Origin of the sequence: Microcoleus sp. D2_18a_D3, from assembly GCF_036702455.1 — a bacterium.
GTDB lineage: Bacteria > Cyanobacteriota > Cyanobacteriia > Cyanobacteriales > Microcoleaceae > Microcoleus.
Map to the genome: position 1 here is coordinate 18997 of NZ_JAUBTK010000004.1, position 24984 is coordinate 43980.

The window sequence follows — 24984 nt, forward strand, 5'->3', positions numbered from 1 at the left end:
TGTAAGGCTGACCGCGCCGTTGCTAAAATTAGTTGAGACCTAACCAGGACAGCAAGCCCTGGCCTGTGACATACTCGATAATTAAAGTTAGAGAAAAACCGATCATCGCGGCTCGACCGTTAAGGCGTTCCGCGTAGCTGTTGAAACCAAACTTTGGCTGTTCCAGTTTGGGGGTGACGGTGGGTTGTAGTTGTGTCATTGCTTTGGGTACCTGGCGATCGACGCTATTCAAATGTGAAATCCAATGTTAGTTACAAATCTTAAACATTGCTACTTCTATTATAAAGAGGGTTAACCGCCGTCAACCGTCCCCGAAGAGAAAAAACTGCTGCCAACTAATGCCAATTAATTATACCCGCTCAAAATATGACTAATCAGTTAGATAACGATAAGCTTCCTGTCGCCGTACAGCGAGTAGCCTTTGCCCTTCGTACAACAGGCTGGGTTTGCTTCTGGGTACAGTTAGTGCTAGGGGTGGTAGCGGCGATCATTTTGCTCTTTGCCATCCCCTTCGCCCTCCCCAGGGCTACCGCCGGTGCGGGTTCAAACAGTGCCGGCACCGGCGGCGGCGTATTTTTTGCCATTTGCGGGCTGGCCGTCCTCGCTTACAGCGTATATCGCTCTTTCCGCTTCACTCGTTTGTCGAGACAACTGCGATCGCCCGGTAACGCAGTCCGCCCCAAAAAAGCAGACACCATCAAAGAGGTGCGGCTGGCACTGATGAGCAACTTGTCAGGAATGATCCTGACGCTGATCGGCGCAGAAGCCATCAGCGGCACACTTTTAGCCAAATCTCTAGCTCAGCCGCAAGCCTTGTTCGGTGCCGCAGTTGATGTTGGTCGATTTATTCAGCCCCTAGATATATTTGTCGTACTCGCCAATACTCACGCCACTGTTGCCCATTTTGTCGGCATTTTCGGTGCTCTTTGGTTGCTCGATCGCATCCACAAACAATAGTTATTGGTGAGGGGCAACCGATGCCCGATGCCCGATGCCCGATGCCCGATGCCCGATGCCCAATGCCCAATGCCCCACTCTCCCAGTCTCCCCCAACCGACATCCGGAATCACTGCCAACCTGTCGAAGAACGTACTCAGATACCTTCTACCAAGACAACATGAATATCATGGCACTGAAACCCGAGGCTTATTTTGGGGTGACAGATCACCCAACTATTGAAATTTCTCAAGAAAGTTTTCGTTCTGTCCTAGGTCAAATAGAAGCTGAACTCCTCTGTAGCGACACCTATAGCCACGCTCTAGCTAGCCTGCAAACAATGTTGGGCGAAGCCGCTTCCGCTGCCGAAATTTTAATTAGAGCAGTTAGCAGAGAAGCCGTCAAGCTCGCATTCGATCGATTTCCCAAACAAAACAAAATTGAACCGCAAGTACCCCAAGAGAGTTTTACTCCTCTAAGTCCCGCCATTGACGCGGTGACAGAAATTCAAGAATTGGAGCCACCAGTAGCTGCTCCTGTCTTCTATTGGCGCAGCGCTACTGTGGAAGCGCCGCCCCAAACCGAGTCTGAAACTGAAACTTCCGATCGAGACAGTAACACTGAAGACAGCAAACAAGCGCCCCAAGACGAACTTAAAGTCGAGTCGGCTCCACCTGCAACTGTCACCGTCCCCGGAAAATCCTTCCCAGGGTTCGGTTTTCCCAAGAAGCCAAAAAAACTCACCAAGGAAGAAGAAGCAGCTTTAGCCGTTCAACAGCGAGAAGAGTGCCTGCAGGAGTTGGGTAGAGAATTGCGTAAGGGACGGCAAATTCGCTCCCTATCCCTGCAGCAACTCCACAGTCAAACTCTCGTGCCGCTGCACCACATCGAATCGATCGAAAATGGGGAAATCGACAAACTGCCCCAAGATATTTACGTTAGAGGTTTTATCCGCAGACTCGGCGACGCCTTGGGACTAGACGGCAGCGCTATGGCGAATGCTTTGCCCAAACCCGCTCCGAGTCCAATTCCCAGTATGTCTGTGTCTGTTTCCGATTCCGAGTCAGGCGAAGGCTTTCAAATGCGTCCGGTGCATTTGTACATCGGCTACACCGCTTTGATGGCTGGGGCTGTAGGGGGTTTGGGTTGGCTGTCGCAGCAACCCGTGATCCCCGGAGCACAGGCAGTACCTCAACCGCAGGTGACACCGCCAGCCTCAGTTGCACCGGCTCAGAAGACCCCAGAAAAAGCACCTCAACCGGGCTTGAAGAAGTCTAATAACGGGGGATTGAGGGTGGGGGCTGACATGGCGCCGCCGGAGGTGATTTTTGGTTAGTGTGTGTCGGGCGAGCGATCGTCCGACAACTCTCTTGGCGCAGGTGAACTCTGAAACCGAGTTTCAGAGTTCACCTGCATAGGGACACTTGCTTGAAGAAATAAGTCCAGCAAAGCAAATACGGTTGAGATTGTAGTTCAATCCCCGGTTTTCATCCATCTGTAGAGTCAATTCTAAAATCTAAAATCTAAAATCTAAAATCTAAAATCTAAAATCTAAAATCGCCAGCCCCTGTACCCAAAGTGATTTTTCAACTGCATCAGGAAACCCGATATGTGCGATAAACTATCTATTTGACCACTCCTAAAAGAGGTTGCCAATAAGATGAGTTCCCCAGCCACCGCTGCTTTCTCCGATCTCGATCCGCTATCGACTCACTCGCCAACAGTCACGAGTTTGGCGGCACCAGACAGTGCTTTGGTAACGGCGGCTCAACTGCCACAAGCATCTTGGACTATAGAAGATAGTGAGAAACTCTACCGAATTCAAGGTTGGGGCGAACCGTATTTTTCGATCAATGCAGCCGGTCACGTTACAGTATCTCCCAAGGGCGATCGCGGCGGTTCCCTCGACTTGTGCGAACTGGTAGAATCCCTGAAACAGCGAAATTTGGCTTTGCCCCTGCTGATTCGATTTTCTGATATTTTGGAAGACCGGATCGAGCGGTTAAATTCGTGTTTTGCCAGAGCGATCGCTCGGTACAATTACAAAAATGTCTATCGCGGTGTCTTTCCTGTTAAATGCAACCAGCACCGACAATTAATTGAAGATTTGGTGCGTTTCGGTCAACCCCATCACTTCGGGCTCGAAGCCGGATCTAAACCGGAATTAATGATAGCTTTGGCGACCTTAAAAAACCCAGGCGCTTTATTAATTTGTAACGGTTACAAAGACCGCGAATACATCGAAACTGCTATTTTGGCGCAGCGGCTAGGCCAAACTTCCGTAATTGTGCTGGAGCAAATAGAGGAAGTAGAACTCGCAATCGCTGCCAGCAAAGCATTAGGAATTAAACCGATTTTGGGAGTGCGAGCCAAACTCACTACCAAAGGGGTTGGCCGCTGGGGAGGTTCCACGGGCGATCGGGCAAAATTTGGCTTGACAATTCCTGAAATTATCCGTGCAGTCAACGAACTAGAAAAAGCTGGAATGCTCCATTGTTTGCAATTACTGCACTTCCACATCGGCTCTCAAATTTCCTCAATTAGCGTCATCAAAGACGCCATTCGAGAAGCCAGCCACATTTATGTAGAATTAGCTAAATTGGGAGCTAATATGAACTACTTGGACGTAGGCGGTGGACTCGGCGTTGACTACGACGGGTCTAAAACAAACTTCCACGCTTCCAAAAACTACAATATGCAAAACTACGCTAACGACGTAGTAGCGGGAGTGAAAGATGCCTGCGACGAGCGGAAAATCCCGGTTCCAATTATCATTAGCGAAAGCGGGCGGGCGATCGCTTCTCACCAATCAGTGTTAGTTTTTGACGTACTCGGTACTAGCGATGTCCCCAGAGAAGTACCCGAACCAGTAGACGAAAACGCGCACCAAATTCCGCGCAATCTCTACGAAATTTACCAATCTATCAGCCCCGAAAATTACCAAGAAGTTTATCACGATGCTATCCAATTCAAGGAAGAAGCAGTCAGTTTATTTAACTTAGGCTATTTGGGAATTGCGGAACGGGCGAAAACCGAACAGTTGTACTGGGCTTGCTGCGATAAAATACAGGCGATCGCGCGGCAAAATGAATACGTATCTGACGATTTGGAAGACTTAGAAAAAGTGATGGCGTCCATTTATTACATCAACTTATCTGTTTTCCAGTCAGTACCGGACAGTTGGGCAATTAACCAATTGTTCCCTATTATGCCAATTAACCGACTCGACGAAGAACCAACTCAACGCGGTATTTTAGCCGATCTTACCTGCGACAGCGACGGCAAAATCGACCAATTTATTGATTTGCGAGATGTGAAGTCGGTTTTGGAACTGCATACTATTAAACCTGGAGAACCTTACTATTTGGCGCTATTTTTGGGAGGTGCTTATCAAGAAATTATGGGCAACCTTCACAACTTATTCGGCGATGCAAATGCAGTTCATATTCAGCTAACACCTTCTGGCTATCATATCGAACACGTTGTGAAAGGAGACACTATGAAAGAAGTCCTCAGTTACGTACAGTATGATTCAGAAAATTTGGTGGAAAGCATCCGCCGTCAGACAGAAGCAGCTTTGCAGCAAAATAAAATTACTCTTTCCGAAGCCCAACTTTTGCTGCAAAATTACGAGCGGAGTCTCAGCCAGTATACTTATCTTCAGTCGTGAAATACCCAAACTAAACGGAGTACCGTTATAGTTCGGGCTTCGTGTCTCGTTTGCCGTTGCTCTGTTGGGAATACCCGTTACCGAGTATTCGTCACTGAAGACGATCCGAGTCTTACACAGCATCTCTGGCTTTGCAGCCTTTATCCCTTCGTAGGGAACCCACGCAGAAGCCCTGTTTCCCAAGGCAAAATTTTTCTTCGTACAACAAACATGGCTTATTTTTTACAGGAGGGCGTTACCTTACCAACCAGCGGTCTGTTCTTTCCCCCTTTCTCTCGCAGTTATCCAAGGTCAAGCATATTACTGCTACTGTGACCTATTGTTTGCAGTCGAGTGGGTGGGTCGCAACCACTTATATCTTACACGTTTCTGTTAGAAAATCCGGGAATTGTCGATCTTTTTGACAGACCTTGCTCGGCTTATATTCCCGCGCTTGCGCGGAGTACCGTTATAGCGTGGGACTTACGCCGATTGAGTTACAATGTAGGGTGCAACCTAAGCACATTGCCAGAATTGAAAGCTGAGATCGTAAATGTAAAAGTAGGGTGCGTAAGGGCGCACCTTACCTTGAGCAATTACCAATTACCAATTATTCAGGATTGCCGAGAATTTCTGCGATCGCCCGCCGCTCTTCTCCGTGTTGAGTGGGTAAAACTTGGCGAGCATCAGTAATCAGCCAATCTAGAGCCGCCGCTTGCAAATCGATCGCAGCCCCGGTTTTATCAACGCAGTAGCGCCCGAACACCAGTTTGTCAACCAACCGCACCTCCGGGCCCAAACGAGAATACTCAAAAATCACGCTGTTTTCCACAGTGGCGCCACTGCAAAGCCAACAATTTGGGCCAATCATTGTCGGGCCGACAATTTTTGCTCCATCCTCAATGATCGTCATCCCGCCGATGTAAACAGGCCCAGTAATATCAACCTTATCCCAGTTGACAGCTACATTCAAACCAGCGTAAATGCCGGGGCGTACTTCAATTCCCGGAATCGAAACATTTTTAACTTGTCCCAGGAGCACGCTCTGAATAGCCCGCCAATAGTCAGGAACTTTGCCGATATCCACCCACTCAAAGTCCATGCTAATCCCGTAAAAAGGCGCGCCTATTTTTACAAGGTGGGGAAATAATTGCGAACCGATATCGTACTCTGTATCAGAGGGAATATAATTGAATATTTCTGGTTCAAAAATGTAAATGCCAGTGTTGATATCGGTACTCAGAGCTTCCTCTACAGAAGGTTTTTCTTGGAAATCTTTAATTTTGCCAGACTCGTCTGTTACCACCACTCCATAACTGGGAACTTCCTCGCGGGGAACCGATTTCATAACAATAGTAGCGATCGCCCCTTTTTCCCGGTGCCACTTCACAGCAGCAGTCAAGTCCAAGTCAATCAAAGCGTCGCCGCACAGCACTACAAAAGTATCGTCAAAAAACGGCGAGAAGTCCTGAATTCGTTTCATGCCGCCAGCCGAACCGACAGCCTCTCCAATCATTTCTCCGTCCTCAATTCGCCCTTCAAAAGAATAGGCAATTTGTACCCCAAACTTTTGACCGTCGCGGAAGTAGTTTTCAATCACGTCTGCCAGGTGGGAAACATTGACCATAATCTGGTCAAATCCATGCTGGCGGAGCAATTCAACCAAAAACTCCATCACTGGCTTTTGCAGGATGGGAATCATCGGTTTGGGTATTGTCTGAGTAATAGGACGGACGCGAGTGCCTTTACCGGCCGCCAGAATCATCGCTTTCATTCTTAACTTCCTCAACCCTCTGTTAACTGATATCAACTGAACAATTAGATGCTAGCGGTTGCGATCGTCGAAGCGATCGAGCACAGCAAAATCCTGACCTGTTTATAGGCGACATCGTACCAGGCTATCAATCATTTATTCCGAATTTACCTGGATTTAAGAAACCAGGTATCGGGAACCAGCAATAACTTCACGCTCCCGCTCTCCGCATCCCAGACTCAGCAACAGAATGCCATAGAGCGAGATTCTGCCTAGAATCTTAACCGACGCAGTGGCGTAGTTATTAGTTTCCCCCGACAACCTAATACCGTGCAAGCTCAAAGCGCGCGGATTTTGAGGTCTTGGTAAAACTCCTCTTGAAGCAACTCTACTTTAGACTGAGCCGACAGCAGCAACAGTGCCCAAAAAATACCCACGCGGTCATGATTTGGCAAGTGAATTTCCCCAGTCGATAGCGGGAGTTCTGGGTTGACAGGAGACTGCAACTCGTTATGATGCCAGAGTTCCAACAATTTGTCCAAGTCCAGCCAACCCTCGTCAATTTCCGGGCCGCGCTGAGCCAGAAACCGTTCGAGTTCGCTAGCAGTTTCTACGAGATTTTCTTGGTGAGCTAGCTCAAAGATAGCCTGGGCCGCTTGCGATCGCATTTTTGAGGTAGGGCGGCGCCGGGGGGTAACTGTCTGCTGCTCCATTGCTGCTTTCATTAGCTGCAACTGCTCAATCAGTTCTGGGAGTGTCACCGGGCGTTTTTGCGGTAGTTGAGCTACACCGCGACGGCGCAATTGCCGCTCTAAATGCTGCGGCAAGTGGCGCCCGCCTGAGTGCTCTGCGTCTTCTACTGCAGGCTCGTCGGCGTCGGGATTCGCGGGGGGTTCGGAGAGGACGATACTTTCTGCTTTGAGCAAAACCAGCATTGAAGCGTACAAAAACGCTTGGCCGGAGTGGGACAAATCGGAGAAATCCTTACTCTGATCGGCATCGCAGGCGTTCGTAAGCTTGCTCAAACATCGATCGAACACTTCAACTACCTTAACGTCCCAAGGATCAATTTCTCCCCGTTCGGCTAGGTCAATTAAAATTGCGATACCCTCGGAAATCGTTTCTAAGCCATCTTGGTCTCGGGAAACGGCCATTCGATTTTAGATTTTAGATTTTAGATTTTAGATTTTAGATTTTAGGTTTTCCCTCTGAGAAAATCAGAGAGCATATCCAGTTAATTGGCGGTCATTTCAGGATTGGTGCCCTCAATGGCTGCTATTTCTAAACTTATCGGTTCTGCACTTTCTAACAAAGGTTGTTTGCCTTCTACTTCGGCTTTATAGCGTTCAAGATTTTGTTCTAATTCCTGAATCCGCTGCTCTTTTTCGCGAACTTGGCGAATCTCTTGGCGCGAGGCGAGGGTTCGCTGCATTCTCGACCACAGACTGAACAGCCACGCTAGTGTTGCCCCTAATCCGGTCGCTACAATTAGTTCTACGCACAGCGGAGCTTTAACTTGGACGCCTTCGATAACTTGAATCGCGACTGGCTGTGTATTTTCGATGCTGAATAATACTAGAGCCAAGCAAATCAGAAAGATGAAGAAGAAATTTAGCGATCGCATTTTCTCTGTTCCTAATTCTCAATTCAGGTTAAGCAAATTATTTACGATTTGTCAACTGTGTTTTGACAGATGTTCTCAGTTTTTTTTGATAAGCTCAAATCTGGTCAATTAACCATAATATCCGGGGAGGGGCGGATTTATTGCAGCTCTGAGAGTTGATTGAAGAGATTGGTTAAGCCGCCCCTCTACGACATATCCTCTTTAGGTTTGACCGATGTTTTGCGGTTTCTGCCCGATTCCCAGCGCTGGCAATATTTGATATTTCAAAGCAATGCCCGCCGCCACAAATAAGGCAATAATCAGCGCCCCAATTCCTACGGGACTGGGAATCCAGAATATCGCCTCCAAATAGTTAACTTCTCCGGGTTTGAGCTTCCAAACTAACTGTTTTCCTTGCTGAGAGCCTTCGGGAACCAGCGCACCGGCGACTGTTTCAATACTTTCGGCGCCCCAAGGCGTGTTCAACCTAAAGTCTAGCTCCAAAAGTCCCCCCGGACTCAGCAGCAGACTGCCGTTAGAAGAAAGCAGTGAAAGAGAGCGCAAATCCAATTCCAAACTCAACCGATTTCGCAGCACCAATAATAAATTATTCTGCTTGACACTAAGGTGAGATTCAAACTTCGGCAAATCTGTTTCTAGCGGACTTGCGACCCGATATTTTGTGCTTGGTGCGATCGGATTGTAAAATTGGTTGAACTTGTCTTGCAACTCTGCTCCATTATTGAAAGGAATCCTCACTAGAACTTCTGTGGGGGAAAGCCGTTTAGTTTTTCCGTCCAGCAACCTCACCCGGCTTTCTACGCTTTTCAACCATTCTGCAACAGTTTCGCTGCTGAAGCTCGTCAACCTTTCCCCCAGTTTAATGTGCTGCACGATTTCGCCGCGAGTTTGACTCTCAAAGTTAACCCCGACATCGTACTGAACGCATCCAGTCACTAGAGTTAAAAGGCAAAAAACCAAAGGTAAAAGAAAGAAAAAGTGCTTTTTCTTCTTCCGAGTTCCATCCTTGACATTTTGCTCTTTCATTATATATTTTTCCCTATTTTTACCTAGTTGCATGAATTAGCAAAGCGTTGAATTGCCGACACTGTTTCTATGTTTGTTTTGCACGTCGGGACTTTTAACTGGTTCCTAGGCTCTGCCTGGGAACCCATGTCTAGAGGCTTTGCCTCGCAAGCTTTCATTCAAATTCGAGGCAGAGCCTCATGATATGTATTACCAGGCAGAGCCTGGTAACGAGTAAATTAACCCCACTGAACTTATTGCCTGGAAGCTACACCCAACTGGTGAAACAGCATACTCGGCAAATATGCCGCACCGCCTACCCATTCGGCTTCGCTGCTCAAATCTGCCAAATTTTTAAAGGCTTCAAAAATGCTGCCTGCCACCATTGTATTCTTGACGCGACCCACAATTTTGCCTTTTTCTACTTTATAGCCTAAGTCCAAATTGACCGAAAATTCGCCAGCTAACTGATTGGACTGACCGGCACCTAAAACCTGCTCTACTATTAGACCTTCGTCCATACTAGCAATCAAGTCTTGAGTGGCGGTATTTCCGGGGGAAATGCAAAAGTTAGTCAAATCAGGGCCTGGGCGAGACAATCCGCCACGAAAACCGTTGCCGGTTGATTGTACACCGGCGCGAGCGGCCCACCTGCGATCCCAATAAAATCCGGTGACAGTACCTTTGTCTATCAAGACTTTGCGGGTGGTGGGTGTACCTTCGTCGTCAAAGGGACAAGCAGAAGGGCCTAAAGTGGGGTCTTCAAAAAAGGTAAAGCGTTCGTCAAATAAGGTTTCGCCGATTTTGTCGGCTAGGGGAGAGGCTTTTTGAACTACTGCTTGACCTGAAAGGATGGTATCAAACAGGCCCCCCAGGGTGCTAGCGGCGGCTCTGGGGGTAAATAATACTGGGTAGGAACCGCTGGTGATGGTGGCTGAATGTTCGGCGAGGCGGTATTTTTCGAGGAGTGATTGGAGGATGCTGTCGGTGTCCAGGGGACGATCGCACACTACGTCGTAACTGTATGCTTGCATAAAGTCTTCTCCCTTTACCAAATTTCCCGCGATCGAGCCGCTGACTATTTGGCTGCTTCTTTCGGCATACAGGTCTTGCGTCGTGGCAATTTTCACGCGACCGCTGCGGACGTGGAAGCCGACATCTACCATAATATCGGGATTGTAGGCGTGAACTTGCTCGATGAGGTTTTTGCCGTTTTCCACTAATTCTTGAGTTGTGGGCGGAGTGTAGGTGGTTTCCGGGCCTTTTAGGTGAAAGTTGGAGGCGAGTTCAAATTCTGCGGGGTCGCCGATTTCGGCTGTTTGAATCGCTGCATCTACTAAATCGTCTATCCGCGTTAAATCTGTGGAACTGGCAAAACCGATTTTGCCTTGGTAAATCAGCCGGAGTGCTACGCCTTGCAGTGCTTTGGTTTGCAGGGATTTGAGGCGATTGTTTTCAAATTCTATGGGGGTGTCTTGACTCGACAGGTAGTATACTTCAGCGGCATCGGCGCGTTGAGATGCCAATTTCAAAATCTGCTCTATGGTAGAATCGCTCACAATAATCGCCTTTCTGGTTTGGTCTTTTTTTTATTTTAGCAATTATCGCTATTCAACATCTGACTCCTGCCTCTTGCTCGATAATTAATCGGTGTATCCGTGTCAAAATCACTGGTGGTGCCTTCCTTATTCCTTCTTCCTAACCTCAGCTACCTCCGTTACATCCGTTAAATAATCCGTTGCCGAACTTCCTTCTCCTATAATTGTAATTCACACTGTTTAAAAACATAGTTAACGGCTGCAAACAGTCGCTCTAAGTCCTGAATTGTATAGAAAAATTTATTTTGAGTAAACCTTTCTAATTTCAGCTTGCCAAACTGCCACATTGCGCCATTAGAAACAATACCAAAGATAGTTTGTTCTGGTTCATTGTTAAGTCGCTGCACGGCGATCATTTCTGCCAAACACTGCCCCCATCCTTCATCAAATGCGCTCTCTTTCTTGGCTTCAACTAATATGAAATAGGGCTTGTCAAAAACTACTGTGCCGAGGGGTGAGCGCTTCGCCAATATATAATCTGGAATTCCTGACAGATTCTCATTATAGAATAAGGTTTGGTGACTCCAGAGGAGAAAATTACTGCGATAATTTTTCCAAACTTCTTTTAATACAGGATAAATGATATTTTCACAAATGGCGATTTCCGAGTTGTCAAATACTCCGTCATTGAAAATCAATTCTAATTCATTCCGAAAAACTTCGCTGACTGCAAATTCTGTTTCGACAATGAAATTATTCCGTCGGCAATTAATTTGGAATTCTTTGGCGACCGCGCTGATAGTTTTATAATTGCTAAAAGGCATTGGTTCTATCCAGAAAAGCCTGTATTGAACAGGCAAGATGCCTGTTCCACAATAATTATTGGAAATGTGTATTGGTCATCTGCTTAATAACTAATAAATAAGCCGCCTAAAATTAGCCCGATCGCAATTAACGCCACCCAGATAAATCGATTGTCTTTGGTATTAACCTGACTCAAATCTACAGGCTCTGGTACGGCGGCCTTGGGTTTAGCGTACTTGATATCAGCGTTCGGATTTGCTTGAAAACTGATTGATTGATTTTCATCTAAAGCTGCCAAATCAGGGATTTTCACCATCCATTCAGGAGGGATAGTGAGTTTGGGAGCTTCGAGAATGAACAGCAAGCGTTTTGCTTGTTGGCGGGTTTCTTGGCGGGGATGGCGGGTGAGCTTGCGGCAAAGCTCGATCGCCCTTTCTGTATTGCCAGAGGCTTCGTAGGCTGTCACTAGCCACATCTGCACCTCACCGCCCAACCGGGAATTTCGATCGACTAAACCGGTAGCTGTTTCTAAACTCTGCACAGCTTGAGCATACCGGCCACTCTCAAAAGCTACTTGCCCAGCTTGGTACTCAGTTTGAACAATTTCTAACTTTTCTGAAGTCACGAGCACCCACCCAATTCACAAATATTACTTCCCCAATTCCCCAAACGCTAGAATTCGCTGTTGTGTTGCGACATACCCGACTCGTTGTCGCGTTTGGAACCCAGCAAGTCTAAATGGTCTACCTTAATTACCGGCTTCGAGCGATTTGAACCGGTATTGCGGTCTTGCCAGCGATCGAACTTCAAAGAGCCTGTTACGCCAATTAGAGAGCCTTTGCGAACGTAGTCAGCAGCAATCTGCGCTGTTTTGCCCCAGATTTCCAGATTGAACCAGTCTGGTTGATCGCTGTTCTTGGTTCTGCGGTTCACTGCCAGCGTCAAACTACACTTAACTGTACCCGACTCAAAATACTTCACGTCCGGGTCGCCGCCGACGCGGCCTACTAAAGTCACAACATTAAGACTCATAAACTTTTTTGGGAATGTGGTCGATCGGTGATGTAGTTAAACAGTCCACACGGGCATTAGCCTCCAAACTGAACTTGGAACAGCGCTTGTGAGGCTTCATCCTGATTGTACACCCAGTTAGCAGAACATATTGATAGTGGATGATTGGCGAGTCTGCGCTCAACCTGAGCTCGACAATGTACATTTCTGACTAGACTCAGGATGAAAAACGTAATAGAATCCACCTCGGTTACACTTTTGTAACAACATTATTGCACACAATAGTATTTTAGTTTTTGGGGGGGGTACGAATCAGTGGGTCTTCTCAATCGATTTTCGTTATCTAGAGATATGGGTATCGACCTCGGTACTGCTAACACGCTCGTTTATGTATCGGGCAAAGGTATTGTTCTGCAGGAACCTTCTGTAGTGGCGATCGACCAAGATTTAAAAATACCGCTGGCTGTTGGAGAAGAAGCAAAAAAAATGCTCGGCCGCACGCCAGGGAACGTCATAGCACTGCGCCCGCTTCGCGACGGGGTAATTGCAGACTTCGATACGGCGGAACTGATGCTCAAGACTTTTATCCGCAGGGTTCACGAAGGCCGAAGCTTAGTTTCGCCGCGGATCATTATTGGCATCCCCAGCGGTGTCACCGGAGTCGAGAGGCGTGCTGTCATTGAGGCGGCGACTCAGGCCGGTGCTAGAGAAGTACGGTTAATTGATGAACCCATCGCTGCGGCGATCGGGGCGGGACTGCCTGTTGCTGAGGCGACTGGCAATATGATTATAGATATAGGCGGAGGTACGACGGAAGTTGCGGTTTTGAGTTTGCAAGGTACGGTGATCAGTGAGTCTGTGCGGGTAGCCGGCGACGAACTCAATGAGGCGATCGTCCAATACATGAAAAAAGTTCACAATTTGGTCATCGGCGAACGCACTGCTGAAGAAATTAAGATTCAGGTGGGTTCTGCATATCCAACTCCAGAGGATGACGATGTAATGATGGAAGTGCGGGGCTTGCACTTACTGTCGGGTTTGCCGCGAACTGTTACTATCAAAGGCCCAGAAATTCGCGAAAGTATGTCGGAACCGCTTTCAGTAATTGTGGAAGCTGTCAAGCGTACTTTGGAACGCACCCCGCCGGAATTAGCAGCAGATATTATTGACAGGGGAATTATGCTGGCTGGTGGTGGCGCGCTGATGAAAGGTTTAGATACTCTGATCAGTCACGAAACAGGAATTGTCACTCACGTGGCAGCCGATCCGCTCTGCTGCGTGGTTTTGGGAACTGGTAGGGTATTGGAAAACAAACAGTTGGAACGGGTTTTCAGCGGGCAGTCGTCGCGTAATATGTAGTTAACAAATTTGGGATTGTGGATTTAGAAATACGGCTGCAATCTCAAATCTAAAATCCTGACTTAACAATTTTAGATTAGTGAAATTATGCTAAAAAATACATTCCGAAAGTGGTGGGATCTGCGGCTGCCAATAGCTCTTTTAGGTTTAGCTGTAACTGCCGCTTGGGGAGTTCGGCAAACACAAGGTGGGGCAGTATTTGAAGTTTACAATTGGGTGACTCGTCCGTTTCACGCCAACGGCTCTGGGCAAGAGGAACTCATCTCGGCGCGCACTCAAGAATTGCAAGCGCAACTATTAGAATTAGAAACTCAAAATCAGAAGCTAAAAGAGCTTTTAGGTTACGTTTCGGCTAAGAAACCAGCAGGGATTGTGGCTCCTATTGTCGGCCGCAGTGCGGGCCACTGGTGGCAGCAAGTAACCTTGGGGCGCGGCAGTAACGATGGCATCAAAACAGATTTTACTGTGATGGGCCCCGGCGGTTTGGTAGGCAGAGTTGTCAGCGTTACTCCTAATACTAGCTTGGTGCTGTTAGTCAGCGACGCTACGAGTCAATTGGGTGTGGGAATTACCCGCAGTCGCCAGATGGGTTTTATGCGCGGGAAAGGCGGAAATCAGGCTGTGATGGAGTTTTTTGATAATGTTCCCAATGTCAAGCCTGGGGATGTGGTTTCAACTTCTTCTTACAGTCAGTTGTTCCCTCCTGGTTTGCCTGTGGGAAAAGTGGTTTCGGTGGATATGAATAAAACTCCGGCTCCCGAAGCTGTGGTTGAGTTCTCTGCACCGATGAATGCTCTGGAGTGGGCGGTGGTTTACCCGCACTCTAAGCAAGCCGAACCAAACGATTCGCCGAGTCAATCTTCAGCAGCATCTGAGGGAGCACAGCAACAATGAAAGCTTTATCTCGGATGTCTTCGCGATCGCGCCAATTTCTCAACTTCGCAGTTACATTTCTATCTGTGATGCTGTGCATACTGATATTGCCCACTCGGATGCCGGGAATGGAATTGCTGGGAATTGGACCAAACTGGCTGTTAATTTGGTTGGTAGCTTGGAGTATTAAGCGGAAACGTACAGTTTGGGGAGCTGCTAGCATGGGCTTGGTTTTGGGGTTTCTTCAAGATGCGATGACGGCTCCTCATCCCAGCCACGCTGTGAGTCTAGTTTTTGTAGGAGTCCTAACAGTTGTTTTGCAGAAAACCTGGTCGATTCCGGTAGATATTGTTGAGAGAGATCCGATTCCGATCGCGTTAATTGTGTTTGGGATGGCGGTGGTAGCGGAAACGGTGATGGGGCTGCAATTTTTTGCTATGGGCGATCGGGCTTTACTGGAAATTTGGAGCTATCACCAGCGAGTGGCTTTGTGTTCTGCTATTCTTAGCAGTCTTTGGGCTCCGGTGATTTATTTTCCGCTCAATCGCTTGTGGGAAATGACCAGGAATTTAGAAAAATCTTAGTCATTAGTCATTAGTCATTAGTCATTAGTCATCAGTCATCAGTCATTAGTCATTAGTCATTCGTTAACAGTCAACAGTCAACAGTCAACAGTCAACAGTCAACAGTCAACAGTCAACAGTCAACAGTCAACAGTCAACAGTTAACAGTTAACTGTAGTCATTCTACTATTACTTGTTGGCCCGAACCTAATAAGTGATGAACGGCAATAATCAAATCGCTGAGAATGAAATTAGGCTGGTGCTTTTGCAGTTGATAGCGGCTGCGAATTCCGCAGGTAACGGCAATTGTAGGTATTCCCAATGCTTTGCCCGCGAGGATGTCTGCTTCTGTATCTCCGATCATCCAAGCCGAACCCAGCGATGACTCAAATTCTTCTGCAACTTCAGCCAACAATTCAGTTTTTAAGGCTGTATAGTTGTGATAGGCGGCATCCGCCATCTGACTTCCGCGAATGCTGGTAAACAGTCTGGCTAAACCGTAATTTTGTAACAGTTGAACGGCTTGATTTCTCGGCCGCAGGGTGACTAAAATCAGCCGCACGCCGCGGGAGTGCAGAAGTCCGATCGCCCATTGCACTCCCGGCTGGATGCGATCTAAGTGCAACAAGTCTGGCTGATTGACAATCCGACTGACGCATCCTAGAAAAACGTTAATTTCTTCTCCCGACAAGCCGGAACTTTTGGCTATTTCAGCATCGGGCACGCGGTTTTGCTTCATTTGCCAAAATTGCTGTTTGCTGAGTATTTGAAGGTTGAGGTTGATTCCCCGATCGAGATAAGCTGCTTGAGTATCGGCCAATCCCTGTTGATAGGTGGCATAGTAGCGATCGGACACATCGACTATGGGCCCGTCTAAATCGCAAAATACCGTCATCCGGGGGGACGACTCAGCCTCTGATGGTAGCTTGTACTGAAGGTTTTCGGAGTCTTGCGCGACAGCAGTTAACATAAAACGTTAAGTAAATCTAGGGAGTTATACATTTCTTGACTCTAGCAAAAAATGTATAAGTTATAATACATAAATTATAATGCTTTTATTAAAAAAACCTATGATTTTTTTGAGGATGGGGTTCGATAAAGGCGATCGAGCCTGCGCGTGGATAAATTCAAGGGAAAAAGTGATTTTTGTGGCTGTTGATATATGCTTTAGCCATTAAAGTTTAGAATTAAGTTTTTAGTCTTCTGTAATTTACCCATGCTCAAACAAAGCGATTTTGTTAGGAATTCGGACACTAATCGAGTAGAGGTGCTGTCCGAAGCACTGCCTTACATTCAACACTTTGCCGATCGCACCATAGTGGTCAAATATGGCGGTGCTGCGATGAAAGATAGCAATCTCAAAGACAAGGTGGTTCGGGATATTGTGCTGCTAGCTTGCGTGGGGATGCGTCCGGTTGTGGTTCACGGCGGCGGCCCGGAAATTAATATTTGGCTGGAAAAATTGGGAATTGAGCCGCAATTCAAGGATGGTTTGCGGGTAACTGATGCGGCGACAATGGAAGTTGTAGAAATGGTTTTGGTGGGTAAAGTAAATAAGGAAATTGTTTCGTTAATCAACCAAGCTGGCGGCAAAGCAGTGGGATTGTGCGGCAAGGATGCCAATCTGATTCAAGCTCGTCCAGATGGCCGGGAAGGAATTGGATTTGTTGGTGAAGTCAGCGGCGTGAAAATCCAGATTTTGGAGTCTTTGGTGAACAGCGGATATATTCCGGTGGTGTCGAGCGTGGCAGCGGATGAAAAAGGTCAATCTTACAACATTAATGCTGACACGGTGGCTGGGGAAATTGCGGCTGGTTTGGGAGCAGAAAAGTTGATTTTGATGACTGATACGGCGGGAATTTTGGAGGATTATCACAAGCCGGATAGTCTGATTGCTAAGTTAGATATTCAAGAAGCAAGAGAGTTGGTTGAGTCGGGAGTTGTGTCTGGGGGGATGATTCCGAAAGTTAATTGTTGTGTGCGGAGTTTGGCTCAGGGTGTGAAGGGTGCTCACATTATTGACGGTAGAATTCCTCATGCTTTGCTGCAAGAAATATTTACGGATGCGGGGATTGGGTCGATGATTGTTGCTTCTGAGTTTAGCAGCGCGAACTTAAGGCCTAAGTAAGGCCTATATCCTAGCGTGGGGCGGGTGCGTGAAAGGGGTAAACTCGCGGCGATTGCGTATATCCTAACTAAACCTGCCCCTAAAAACCTTGAAAAGGTACTTCTGGGAAATTACTTCAACTAATTCTAACCCTTGTTGAATTTCAGCTTTTCTTAAACTATGATCAAACACTTTAGAGTTTTGGATTCTGTTGCGAGTCTCAAGCCGATTGCCAATACGCGATTAGCGCTAGTGGAACCAGAATACGCATCTATTTCTAGTTTGCCAGTTGGACTTGTGGGAACTATTGTTGAAGTGTATGAGACGGGCAAGGAATGTCAGTATTTAGTGGAGTTTGCTGATAGTCAAGGGAGTGAATATGCTATGGCTATGTTGAAAGCTGATGAAATTTTAGTTCTGCAATATGAACTTGCAGTTGCTTAGGAATGTGAGGAGAATAGAAGTTCGATAAGGGCGATCGCACTTTAGGAAAATAAGGGCGATCGCACTTTCGGAAAAAGAACAATTGCGCTACACTCAAGACATTATGAGACTGCTTTGAGGTATTGGGTTACAGGCTTCAAATCGATGTCATCGTTGGAAGTGAGTATTTTAAATAAATGACGCGGGATGCCGGCTGCAATCAAAACTTCCACATCGCGATCGAGCTTTGACGAGTCTTCATAAATGCCGACAAACTGAGTTACGCAAGCTAAAGATGAATCTTTCGGGTCATTCACTCCCGTGTATTTGTACTGAATATCAAAACCGGCTTTTTCCCCAATTTCTTCGATATCCCAGTCTAAAAGTGATAGATCGATCGCTTCAACGGCTAGGGCAATATGACCGGGCGGTATGGGGTCAAGAGGCTCCCAGCACCAACCCTGAGAATGGTTCCAGACACTTTGACCAACTGATTCTCGAATTTTCATGTCTTTTCCCTCACTGAAAGTAGCAGCGAAACCAGGCTTTATAGTTAAATAAGCTTAACATTTGAAAAATCAAAATTCGGTTATGTTAAAGTGCGATCGACCTCATGGCGTTTTAGCGTAAGTTATAATCAAGATCGATGTGTCCGGTTAATCTCCCATGACTACACAATCTGCTTCGCGTTATGTCGCACGTCACCCTGAAATCTTGCAAGGGGAACCAATTATCGCAGGAACGAGAACTTCCGTTCGTGCGATCGTGGAGTTGTGGCGTTTGGGTATTACTCCTGAAGAAATCCCGATGCACTTACATCATCTGAAATTAGCTCAAATTTTTGACGCACTGAGTTTTTATTTGGACAACCAGGAAGAAATAAATACTTATATTGAGCGCAATCGAATTCCCGAAGAATTGATTCATCCTGCTGTGAAAGCTGCCATGAAAAAACTGTGAAACTATTTGCAACTATTCATACAGATGAAGATGTTTCTAGGCTGGTAGCGACTTTGCTGCGGGCTAGGGGTTTTGATGTGACGACAACGAGCTAACAGGGAATGTTGAGTCAATTGGATAGCCAACAATTGGCTTATGCTGCATCTGTCGATCGATGTTTGCTCACTCACAATCGCGTGGATTTTGAGCGATTACACCTAGAATATATGACAGAAGGACGGGAACATTCTGGGATAATTGTGACTCCTCAAAAGAACGCCTATGAAATTGTCCAACGGGTTGCTATTCTATTAAATACGTTAACGGCTGATGAAATTGCCAATCAGCTTTTATATGTGTAAAGGGATAGCTTATCCAAAAATTAGTGCGATCGCCCTTTGGGATTCGGGATGGGAAAGGCGATCGAGCTTTGACAAGTCCTCATAAATGCCGACACTGAAAGTAGTATCGCACTTTGGGAAAAAAGGGCGATCGTACTTTCTCTAACTTTACTTAACTGGCTTCCAACTATTGAGAGATTCCCGAATCGAAATCAATTCACGGAGGTACTCATTAAGTTTGGCTTTTTGATACTCAAGACGAGCCAGAATTTCCGGCGCTTCTGCTTCCTTCGTTTCCCGTTCCTTCAGCACGCGATCGAAGTCATTTTGAAACCTGTTGATGTAATCATTAATTTGCCGTTCTGCACTTCGGAAGTCGGATTTAACCTGTTTTGCAATTACTCGCTCTAACAGTTGTCTATTTCTAACTATCTGCTCATCTATTTTTCGGTTGATTGACTCTAATGTTTGTCGTAAATCAATCTCAAAGAAGGAGCGATTTTCGGTGACAGGAACATCAGCATAATAGACTTCATCAGAATTACAACAACGACTTTTTCGCTGTTCTCTCTTTTGAATTTTCGTAACTTCTACTTGCACATCTTGAATTCGTGCATCAATTCCGGGAAAATCAAAACTAGGAAATTGAATCGGGTTAATGTTCAGTTTTACCTCTAAAGCAGCGCCCAGATAAGCAGACAGTTCATCAGAGATTTCTTGGATGTCTTCTTGAATTCTTTTTGCCAACTCTTGGCGAATATTTGTTCCATCTCGAACAAGCTCATCTTGAGTATCTATCCACCAATTCTGAATATGTGGCGCACAATACTCATTGATGGTTTTAACAATTTTCCCAGCTTCTGCCTTGGTTTGACACCGGATAATATACGGATTAAAATCTTCAGGCCGATCGTCTTGTTCAAAGAAAGAGCTATTGAAAGTATCAGGCACAGATTTACTCAGGTTATCCAACAAAGATGTAGTTAACTTGAATGCTGTACCTAATCCCTTACCAAAAACAGGGATCAATCCTAATGCAGCCTCTCCAATCCCTCCCACTATTGACCCGAAGCTGATTTTTTCAACTTTTGGTAGTTGCTGGGCAAGGGATAGAGTTTTTTTTGGCTTTGGAGAGTTGGCGGAACGAGGCTCTGCAATTTTCTCTATCTCACTCTCGATCTGAGCTTTAGCCTCCTCAGCAAATGTGTTAATGCCTTGACTAAATCCTGAAATTAGTATTTGCTTCTGGTCCTCCACAGCTTGTTTTACTTTTTCTACTTGGCCCCTTGCCTTTTCTGAGCAGCTTCTGTAGTCTTCTACTTTTTGTTTTAGGGTTTCAATCCCCATTTCCCTACCCCTGATTTCTGTATTCAGAGTATCCTCAATAGCCTTAGCAGCTTTATCGATTTCTGCCACAACTTCACTCAATAGATTCCAGCCGGAATTTTGAGTAATTCTTTGAATGACTGTTTCTTGAATGGTAGGAATACCACTGTCTAGCAAAGCTTTTGGTGCAATCTCTTCAGGTAAAGGAATGACTTTCCTGCCTCGTTCATCTCTCTCAGCATATTTGGCGCTAAAAAAATCTTCAAAATCTTTTGTATCTTTTTCCGTAGCTTTTCCTTGCTGGATCAGTTTCGCGAGCAGTCCTTGTCTTGAACTAGCAGGGTAGATAACAGGATTGCAAAAGCCAAAATCAGCTAACTCTCGTTGTAAATCTTTGATGACATCAGCAATCTCTCTGTCTCTCTCTGTCTTCTGGTCAATTTTATTCAGGATAAAGTAAATTTTCCCCGTGTTCTCGGCTATGAAGTCCTTGCGATTGTCCACAACATCCTTAAACAAATCGGAAACCGCATTATCTTTGTAGGAAGCGTAGTTTAAAACGAACAGAATAGCATTGCAGGTTCGCAGGGCTTCTAATGCGGTCTGCTTCAGTGCATTTGTGTTAAAATTTGCAGATTCCCACTCATTAGGACCGGGAGTATCAACTAAGGTAAAACCTGTTAGAGAAGATAATTGGCTAATTGCTTCAATCGGATGCTCTATCTCAAAGCGTGTAGTGCTGTCAGGATTGCCTGTTTGTCTGATTTCACGGGTACGCTGCAGGAATTTTTGCTGAATTTCACCCGCGTCACCCTCAACAAGAGTGACTGGTTGTCTTTCTCCTTCTCGATACTCTAAAAGTCTAGGAGTTTTGCCCGGTTTAATGTGTCGGACATCTGTGCGGCAAATGGTACAGGCGGCCGTTTCACTCGCCAGCACGTCAGCACCGATGACAGAATTCAAGAAGGTGCTTTTTCCTGCTTTCATCGCTGCTATAACGGCTACTTGATACTTCTGATCTTGCAAAGCTTTTAAAGCTTTGTTGATTTCATTTTCAATGCTTTGTAGCCCTTGACTGTCGTCTCCCTGAATGCCCAGTCCCTCTCGGAATTCTTTAAGATATTGTAAGAGCCGATCGCCTGTGTCGTAGATGCTGTTGTAGGCTGCTTGGAATTCTTGAGAAGACATAAATTAATAATTTTGAAGAATAAAAAATGACACAAAGATAATTGCCTGAGCATTTCCAGTCGGTTTGAACCGACTTTAGTTATTAGCCAGGGACTGAAGTCCCTGGCGCGAGTCAATGTTTAGTCGTCAGAAAAAGCCTTGCTAATCCCGTAAAATGCCAAACCTGCCAACGCACCTACGGCTACACCAACGGGCCCAGCAGCAGCACCAATACCCGCACCTCCGCCAACGGCACCAACTGCAGTAAAACCAGCAGCAGCTACCACACCAGCACCCGCAACACCACCCGCAGCAGCGGCACCCGCAGCTTTCGCTATTTCATCACCTTTAGCCATTGAAATACCTCAGTGTAAGGAACAAAAACTAACTGTTTGACTAACTAAAGTTAATTAAACAGGCAAAATTTGAAAGATCGCGATCGCACTTTCCCGCTTTTCTAAGTATTTGCACTTAGAAGATGAGTCGATAATTTAATACTAGACTACCTATTGTTAGCAAACAACTAACAAACGCTAGCAATTTCGGTTATGCTGTCGTTAGCCACATCTCACCACACCCGAAAATGGCATCAAAAGAAGACTTATTTGCCGAAGCCGCCAAACACTGGGATTTAGAAAGACTGTACCAAGCTTTTGCAGAAGCTAAACGGCAAATCTCACCCCGATCGCGCAGGGGACTCACAGAAACAGAAAAACTTTACCTGCGAGGATTGCTTTCCGGTTGCAGTCCCGCCGAAATCGCCCGCCAACTGTTTCAGAGTTCCAAAAGTGCCGAGGTTTATTTATGTAAAACTTTATACCAATATGTTAAAAAACTCGCCGATGTACCTAACGAACCTGTAGGAAATTGGCGCAATATTTGCGATCGGCTACAGGAAGCCGGATATAAAACTCAGTCTTCTCCTGAATTTAAAGTAAATAATTCTGTACCTACAGAAGCATTAGTAAAAATAGTTGGTATAGGTGTGATTGAGAAAAATACAGTATCAATTGATATTAACATTCGACTAGAATTCCCCTCAACTTCAGAAGCTCCGAAAACAGAAGATTTGGATAAAGACGGTTAGATGGGCGATCGCCCCTATAGTAACTAATCTAACTGAATGGCGATCGGTCTCCCAACTACCAATTTTACTGAAAAGCTTTGCGCTCTAATCATACCCTCAACCAAAGAGCATAAATGCTATAATCTTAATCGAGAGCGATTCCTTCACAGTCGAGGTTTCACAAATGAGATTTATCAATCCTAAAACAGATTTTGCATTTAAAAAAATATTCGGCGACGAACAAAACAAAGAAATCCTTATCAGTTTTCTCAACGCCATCCTCTACCAAGGTAATTCTGCGATCGAATCTTTAGAAATCCTCAATCCCTATCAACCCCCCAAAATTAGAGGAGTTAAAGATACTTACTTAGATATCCGAGCCAAGCTGAATAACGAGCAAACAGTCATTATCGAAATGCAGGTATTGAATGTAGAAGGCTTTGAAAAGCGGATCTTGTACAATGCTGCTAAAGCTTATTCGATTCAACTCGACACGGGAGCAGATTACACGCTACTAAATCCGGTAATTGCCTTAACTATTACTGACTTTGAAATGTTTCCCAATCTCGACAAAGTAATTTCCCGCTTTGTCCTCAAAGAAAGAGATTATCTGGTTGACTATCTAATTTACGATATCGAGTTAGTGTTTGTTGAATTACCGAAATTTGGCAAAAAATTAGAAGAACTAGAAACTCTAACCGATAAGTGGATATATTTTATGAAAAATGCCAAAAGTTTAGAAGTTGTACCAGAACAAATGGGAGAAGTCCAGGCAATTAAGAAAGCTTTTGAAGTTGCGAATCGCGCCGATTTAACCCGCGAAGAGTTGGAAGATTTAGAACATCAGGAAATTTACATACAAGACCAGCGGAATGCTATTACTAAAGCTGTGAAACAAAAAGCGATCGAAATTGCCAAAGGACTTCTGGATGTGTTAGATGAAGCAACGATCGCTCAAACAACAGGATTGAGTATTGAGGAAATTCAAAAGTTGAAACAAGCAAGGTAAAAAGCGATCGACAATCAAGAATCGTTCGATCGCACTTCCTCAAACTCTTCAGCATCCCCCGGCAAACCCGAACCCTCGCTACCCCTCAACCGGGGCGATTCCCCATTACTCGCACCCGTACCGTAAACCCCAGAATACCTATCCTCCAAACTCGAATCCCTCAGCGCCATCGCACTTCTTTGACTAGGCGACAATCTCTCTGTCGATCGGCGATTTGTCCCAGAAATCGGCGGCTTCCGAGTTAAAGTTTTCCAAGCAGCCTTAATCCCAGTCACCACGCTGCGAGTAGTTACCTGCACGTTTTGCGCCTGCTTTTTGGCGCTACCAATACTTCGATCGACCTGTTTGACAACCTCGCCCGCACTTTGTACTCCCTCGCTGACATCATCCGTCAACTCGCTAATTTCCAGCCCCGTCAAGCGAATCGCCTCCAAAGTGGGCGGAAATTCGCGAGAAAGCGTGTCCGCGAGCTTTTCCACGCTGCGGGCCGCCCGGGCCAGCGCTTGCACTGCAGGTATTAAAGTCACTAAAACAGCAGTCAGGCTAACTGCCACTAGCAAAATCGAAAGTCCTAGCCAAAATATGGGATCACTCACTTGAATCTGGGATTGAGGGTTGGGAATTTCATGCCATTTAGCGGATGGGAGGGCGCGACGGGGGACTCACTTCAGCTTCAGTTTCCGCCAGTGTTTGGCGTTCCCGCTGAGTCGCTTCCAAACCGGCCGCGATCGCCTCTTTGAGTCTAATCAAAGTTTCGTCCCAATTTCGGATTGCAGTTTCAGAAAGTCGATCGGCCTGCAACTGCACGCTAGTCGATAAATCCTCTGCCAACTCCGGCAAAGCATCGGCCGATTTTTTCAATATCTGCCGCGTCTCCTTGCCCGGTCGCGGTGCCATCAGCAAGCCAGTCACGGCCCCGATCGCAGAACCCACAAGCAAACCGCCAATAAATAATCCTGAACGTTTAGTTGACATTTGTATAACTTCTCTCCATACACCAATTTTAGGGGCGTTTGCCCGATCGCAGCCCTTTACAAAGGTAGAAATATTGTTGAAAATCCTACGGAGTCAGCACGGGCGGCAATTTTAGGATAGCTTACCTCAAACGTCGATCGCGCCTGGACCAAAGCATCCGTCCCAAACCCAGCAATCCCAAAAGTTGCTGAACCTGTTGCAGTTGCAATTCCAGTTGTTGATAACGTCGTCGCAGTTGGCGGGTACCTTGCTGCCTTTTACCAAGGAAATCCGGCGACGTACTGAGGACATTGCTGCTACAGCGTTCCATTGCTGCGATCCGAAGTTCCAAACGTGCGATCGTCCGCCTGATTTTCCCCACCTTCGCAGCTATATAAAAACAGACCAGAGATATCATTAAATTGATAATTACGACACCAGCCAGCATTATTTTACCTGCTTTCAACTAATCCCTTTTACCATCTCAATAACCTTTCAGTCGTCTTCAGACGACTTAAGCTTTGAGGCAGGGGTTTA

At 46.1% G+C, this 24984-nt stretch carries 28 protein-coding genes; 12 read left to right on the forward strand and 16 right to left on the reverse strand.

Going from position 1 to position 24984, the window contains the following annotated elements:
• Nucleotides 1-28: 28 nt before the first annotated feature.
• On the reverse strand, nucleotides 29-199 hold the full coding sequence (locus tag QUB06_RS03200) for a hypothetical protein (RefSeq protein ID WP_172186391.1): 171 nt from the start codon (nucleotides 197-199) through the stop codon (nucleotides 29-31).
• A gap of 167 nt (nucleotides 200-366) precedes the next feature.
• Here QUB06_RS03200 and QUB06_RS03205 point away from each other — a divergent pair, with 167 nt between their 5' ends.
• The 3 genes from QUB06_RS03205 (at nucleotide 367) to speA (ending at nucleotide 4606) form a co-directional block, all read left to right on the forward strand.
• On the forward strand, nucleotides 367-957 hold the full coding sequence (locus tag QUB06_RS03205; protein WP_333282041.1) for a DUF3611 family protein: 591 nt from the start codon (nucleotides 367-369) through the stop codon (nucleotides 955-957).
• Between the two features lie 169 nt (nucleotides 958-1126).
• Entirely contained in the window at nucleotides 1127-2272 is a 1146-nt protein-coding gene (locus QUB06_RS03210) for a helix-turn-helix domain-containing protein (protein ID WP_333434083.1), read from the forward strand.
• 324 nt (nucleotides 2273-2596) lie between these two features.
• Nucleotides 2597-4606 carry a biosynthetic arginine decarboxylase gene (gene speA, locus QUB06_RS03215; RefSeq protein ID WP_333434084.1) on the forward strand — a complete coding sequence of 670 codons (2010 nt, stop codon included), beginning with the start codon at nucleotides 2597-2599 and terminating at the stop codon, nucleotides 4604-4606.
• Nucleotides 4607-5195: 589 nt separating this feature from the next.
• Here the strand turns inward: speA and QUB06_RS03220 are convergent.
• From QUB06_RS03220 to QUB06_RS03255, 8 genes are all read right to left on the reverse strand, one after another.
• Entirely contained in the window at nucleotides 5196-6359 is a 1164-nt protein-coding gene (locus QUB06_RS03220) for an NDP-sugar synthase (RefSeq protein ID WP_333434085.1), read from the reverse strand.
• Nucleotides 6360-6676: 317 nt separating this feature from the next.
• Entirely contained in the window at nucleotides 6677-7492 is an 816-nt protein-coding gene (locus QUB06_RS03225; protein WP_333434086.1) for a ScpA family protein, read from the reverse strand.
• Nucleotides 7493-7572: 80 nt separating this feature from the next.
• On the reverse strand, nucleotides 7573-7962 hold the full coding sequence (locus tag QUB06_RS03230; RefSeq protein ID WP_333434087.1) for a lipopolysaccharide assembly protein LapA domain-containing protein: 390 nt from the start codon (nucleotides 7960-7962) through the stop codon (nucleotides 7573-7575).
• Between the two features lie 201 nt (nucleotides 7963-8163).
• A complete protein-coding gene (locus QUB06_RS03235; protein WP_333434088.1) occupies nucleotides 8164-8988 on the reverse strand; it encodes a DUF3153 domain-containing protein in 825 nt (274 codons plus the stop codon).
• A gap of 233 nt (nucleotides 8989-9221) precedes the next feature.
• Nucleotides 9222-10526 carry a metallopeptidase TldD-related protein gene (locus QUB06_RS03240; RefSeq protein WP_333434089.1) on the reverse strand — a complete coding sequence of 435 codons (1305 nt, stop codon included), beginning with the start codon at nucleotides 10524-10526 and terminating at the stop codon, nucleotides 9222-9224.
• 197 nt (nucleotides 10527-10723) lie between these two features.
• Nucleotides 10724-11329 (reverse strand): hypothetical protein, encoded by a 606-nt coding sequence (locus QUB06_RS03245; RefSeq protein ID WP_333434090.1) that lies wholly within the window; start codon nucleotides 11327-11329, stop codon nucleotides 10724-10726.
• A gap of 83 nt (nucleotides 11330-11412) precedes the next feature.
• Nucleotides 11413-11934, reverse strand: coding sequence for a tetratricopeptide repeat protein (locus QUB06_RS03250; RefSeq protein ID WP_333434091.1), 522 nt, complete (start codon nucleotides 11932-11934; stop codon nucleotides 11413-11415).
• Nucleotides 11935-11981: 47 nt separating this feature from the next.
• Nucleotides 11982-12341: a single-stranded DNA-binding protein gene (locus QUB06_RS03255; RefSeq protein WP_190663675.1), complete on the reverse strand. Its 360-nt coding sequence runs from the start codon at nucleotides 12339-12341 to the stop codon at nucleotides 11982-11984.
• Between the two features lie 330 nt (nucleotides 12342-12671).
• Between QUB06_RS03255 and QUB06_RS03260 the strand changes: the two genes are divergently transcribed.
• The 3 genes from QUB06_RS03260 to mreD all read left to right on the forward strand — a co-directional run bounded on the left by QUB06_RS03260 (nucleotide 12672) and on the right by mreD (nucleotide 15136).
• A complete protein-coding gene (locus tag QUB06_RS03260; protein ID WP_006632285.1) occupies nucleotides 12672-13679 on the forward strand; it encodes a rod shape-determining protein in 1008 nt (335 codons plus the stop codon).
• A gap of 87 nt (nucleotides 13680-13766) precedes the next feature.
• Nucleotides 13767-14573, forward strand: coding sequence for a rod shape-determining protein MreC (gene mreC / locus QUB06_RS03265; protein WP_333308818.1), 807 nt, complete (start codon nucleotides 13767-13769; stop codon nucleotides 14571-14573).
• Nucleotides 14570-15136, forward strand: a complete 567-nt coding sequence (gene mreD / locus QUB06_RS03270; RefSeq protein ID WP_333313641.1) for a rod shape-determining protein MreD — start codon at nucleotides 14570-14572, stop codon at nucleotides 15134-15136. Before mreC ends, mreD begins: the two co-directional genes overlap by 4 nt.
• A 157-nt stretch (nucleotides 15137-15293) precedes the next feature.
• Here mreD and QUB06_RS03275 read toward each other — a convergent pair whose 3' ends face one another.
• Nucleotides 15294-16085, reverse strand: a complete 792-nt coding sequence (locus tag QUB06_RS03275; RefSeq protein ID WP_333434092.1) for an HAD family hydrolase — start codon at nucleotides 16083-16085, stop codon at nucleotides 15294-15296.
• A gap of 246 nt (nucleotides 16086-16331) precedes the next feature.
• Here QUB06_RS03275 and argB point away from each other — a divergent pair, with 246 nt between their 5' ends.
• Both argB and QUB06_RS03285 read left to right on the forward strand, forming a co-directional pair.
• Nucleotides 16332-17243, forward strand: a complete 912-nt coding sequence (argB, locus tag QUB06_RS03280) for an acetylglutamate kinase (RefSeq protein ID WP_333434093.1) — start codon at nucleotides 16332-16334, stop codon at nucleotides 17241-17243.
• A 159-nt stretch (nucleotides 17244-17402) separates the two neighbouring features.
• Nucleotides 17403-17666: a DUF4926 domain-containing protein gene (locus QUB06_RS03285; protein WP_333434094.1), complete on the forward strand. Its 264-nt coding sequence runs from the start codon at nucleotides 17403-17405 to the stop codon at nucleotides 17664-17666.
• Between the two features lie 101 nt (nucleotides 17667-17767).
• Here the strand turns inward: QUB06_RS03285 and QUB06_RS03290 are convergent, their stop codons facing one another.
• On the reverse strand, nucleotides 17768-18154 hold the full coding sequence (locus QUB06_RS03290) for a hypothetical protein (protein WP_333434095.1): 387 nt from the start codon (nucleotides 18152-18154) through the stop codon (nucleotides 17768-17770).
• A 157-nt stretch (nucleotides 18155-18311) separates the two neighbouring features.
• Between QUB06_RS03290 and QUB06_RS03295 the strand changes: the two genes are divergently transcribed.
• Nucleotides 18312-18605, forward strand: a complete 294-nt coding sequence (locus QUB06_RS03295) for a DUF433 domain-containing protein (protein WP_333434096.1) — start codon at nucleotides 18312-18314, stop codon at nucleotides 18603-18605.
• A 101-nt stretch (nucleotides 18606-18706) separates the two neighbouring features.
• Nucleotides 18707-18946, forward strand: coding sequence for a DUF5615 family PIN-like protein (locus QUB06_RS03300; RefSeq protein WP_333434097.1), 240 nt, complete (start codon nucleotides 18707-18709; stop codon nucleotides 18944-18946).
• A 147-nt stretch (nucleotides 18947-19093) separates the two neighbouring features.
• On the opposite strand, the gene QUB06_RS03305 is transcribed toward QUB06_RS03300, so the two are convergent.
• Entirely contained in the window at nucleotides 19094-21439 is a 2346-nt protein-coding gene (locus tag QUB06_RS03305; protein ID WP_333434098.1) for a dynamin family protein, read from the reverse strand.
• A 119-nt stretch (nucleotides 21440-21558) separates the two neighbouring features.
• Entirely contained in the window at nucleotides 21559-21774 is a 216-nt protein-coding gene (locus QUB06_RS03310; RefSeq protein WP_333434099.1) for a hypothetical protein, read from the reverse strand.
• A 227-nt stretch (nucleotides 21775-22001) separates the two neighbouring features.
• On the opposite strand from QUB06_RS03310, the gene QUB06_RS03315 reads away from it, so the two are divergent.
• Nucleotides 22002-22505 carry a DNA-binding response regulator gene (locus tag QUB06_RS03315; protein WP_333434100.1) on the forward strand — a complete coding sequence of 168 codons (504 nt, stop codon included), beginning with the start codon at nucleotides 22002-22004 and terminating at the stop codon, nucleotides 22503-22505.
• 163 nt (nucleotides 22506-22668) lie between these two features.
• Nucleotides 22669-23493 (forward strand): Rpn family recombination-promoting nuclease/putative transposase, encoded by an 825-nt coding sequence (locus QUB06_RS03320; protein ID WP_333434101.1) that lies wholly within the window; start codon nucleotides 22669-22671, stop codon nucleotides 23491-23493.
• 14 nt (nucleotides 23494-23507) lie between these two features.
• On the opposite strand, the gene QUB06_RS03325 is transcribed toward QUB06_RS03320, so the two are convergent.
• From QUB06_RS03325 to QUB06_RS03335, 3 genes are all read right to left on the reverse strand, one after another.
• Nucleotides 23508-24089, reverse strand: a complete 582-nt coding sequence (locus QUB06_RS03325; RefSeq protein ID WP_333434102.1) for a DUF948 domain-containing protein — start codon at nucleotides 24087-24089, stop codon at nucleotides 23508-23510.
• A 37-nt stretch (nucleotides 24090-24126) separates the two neighbouring features.
• Entirely contained in the window at nucleotides 24127-24468 is a 342-nt protein-coding gene (locus QUB06_RS03330; RefSeq protein ID WP_333205936.1) for a YtxH domain-containing protein, read from the reverse strand.
• A gap of 121 nt (nucleotides 24469-24589) precedes the next feature.
• On the reverse strand, nucleotides 24590-24895 hold the full coding sequence (locus tag QUB06_RS03335) for a hypothetical protein (RefSeq protein WP_333434103.1): 306 nt from the start codon (nucleotides 24893-24895) through the stop codon (nucleotides 24590-24592).
• Nucleotides 24896-24984: the final 89 nt, after the last annotated feature.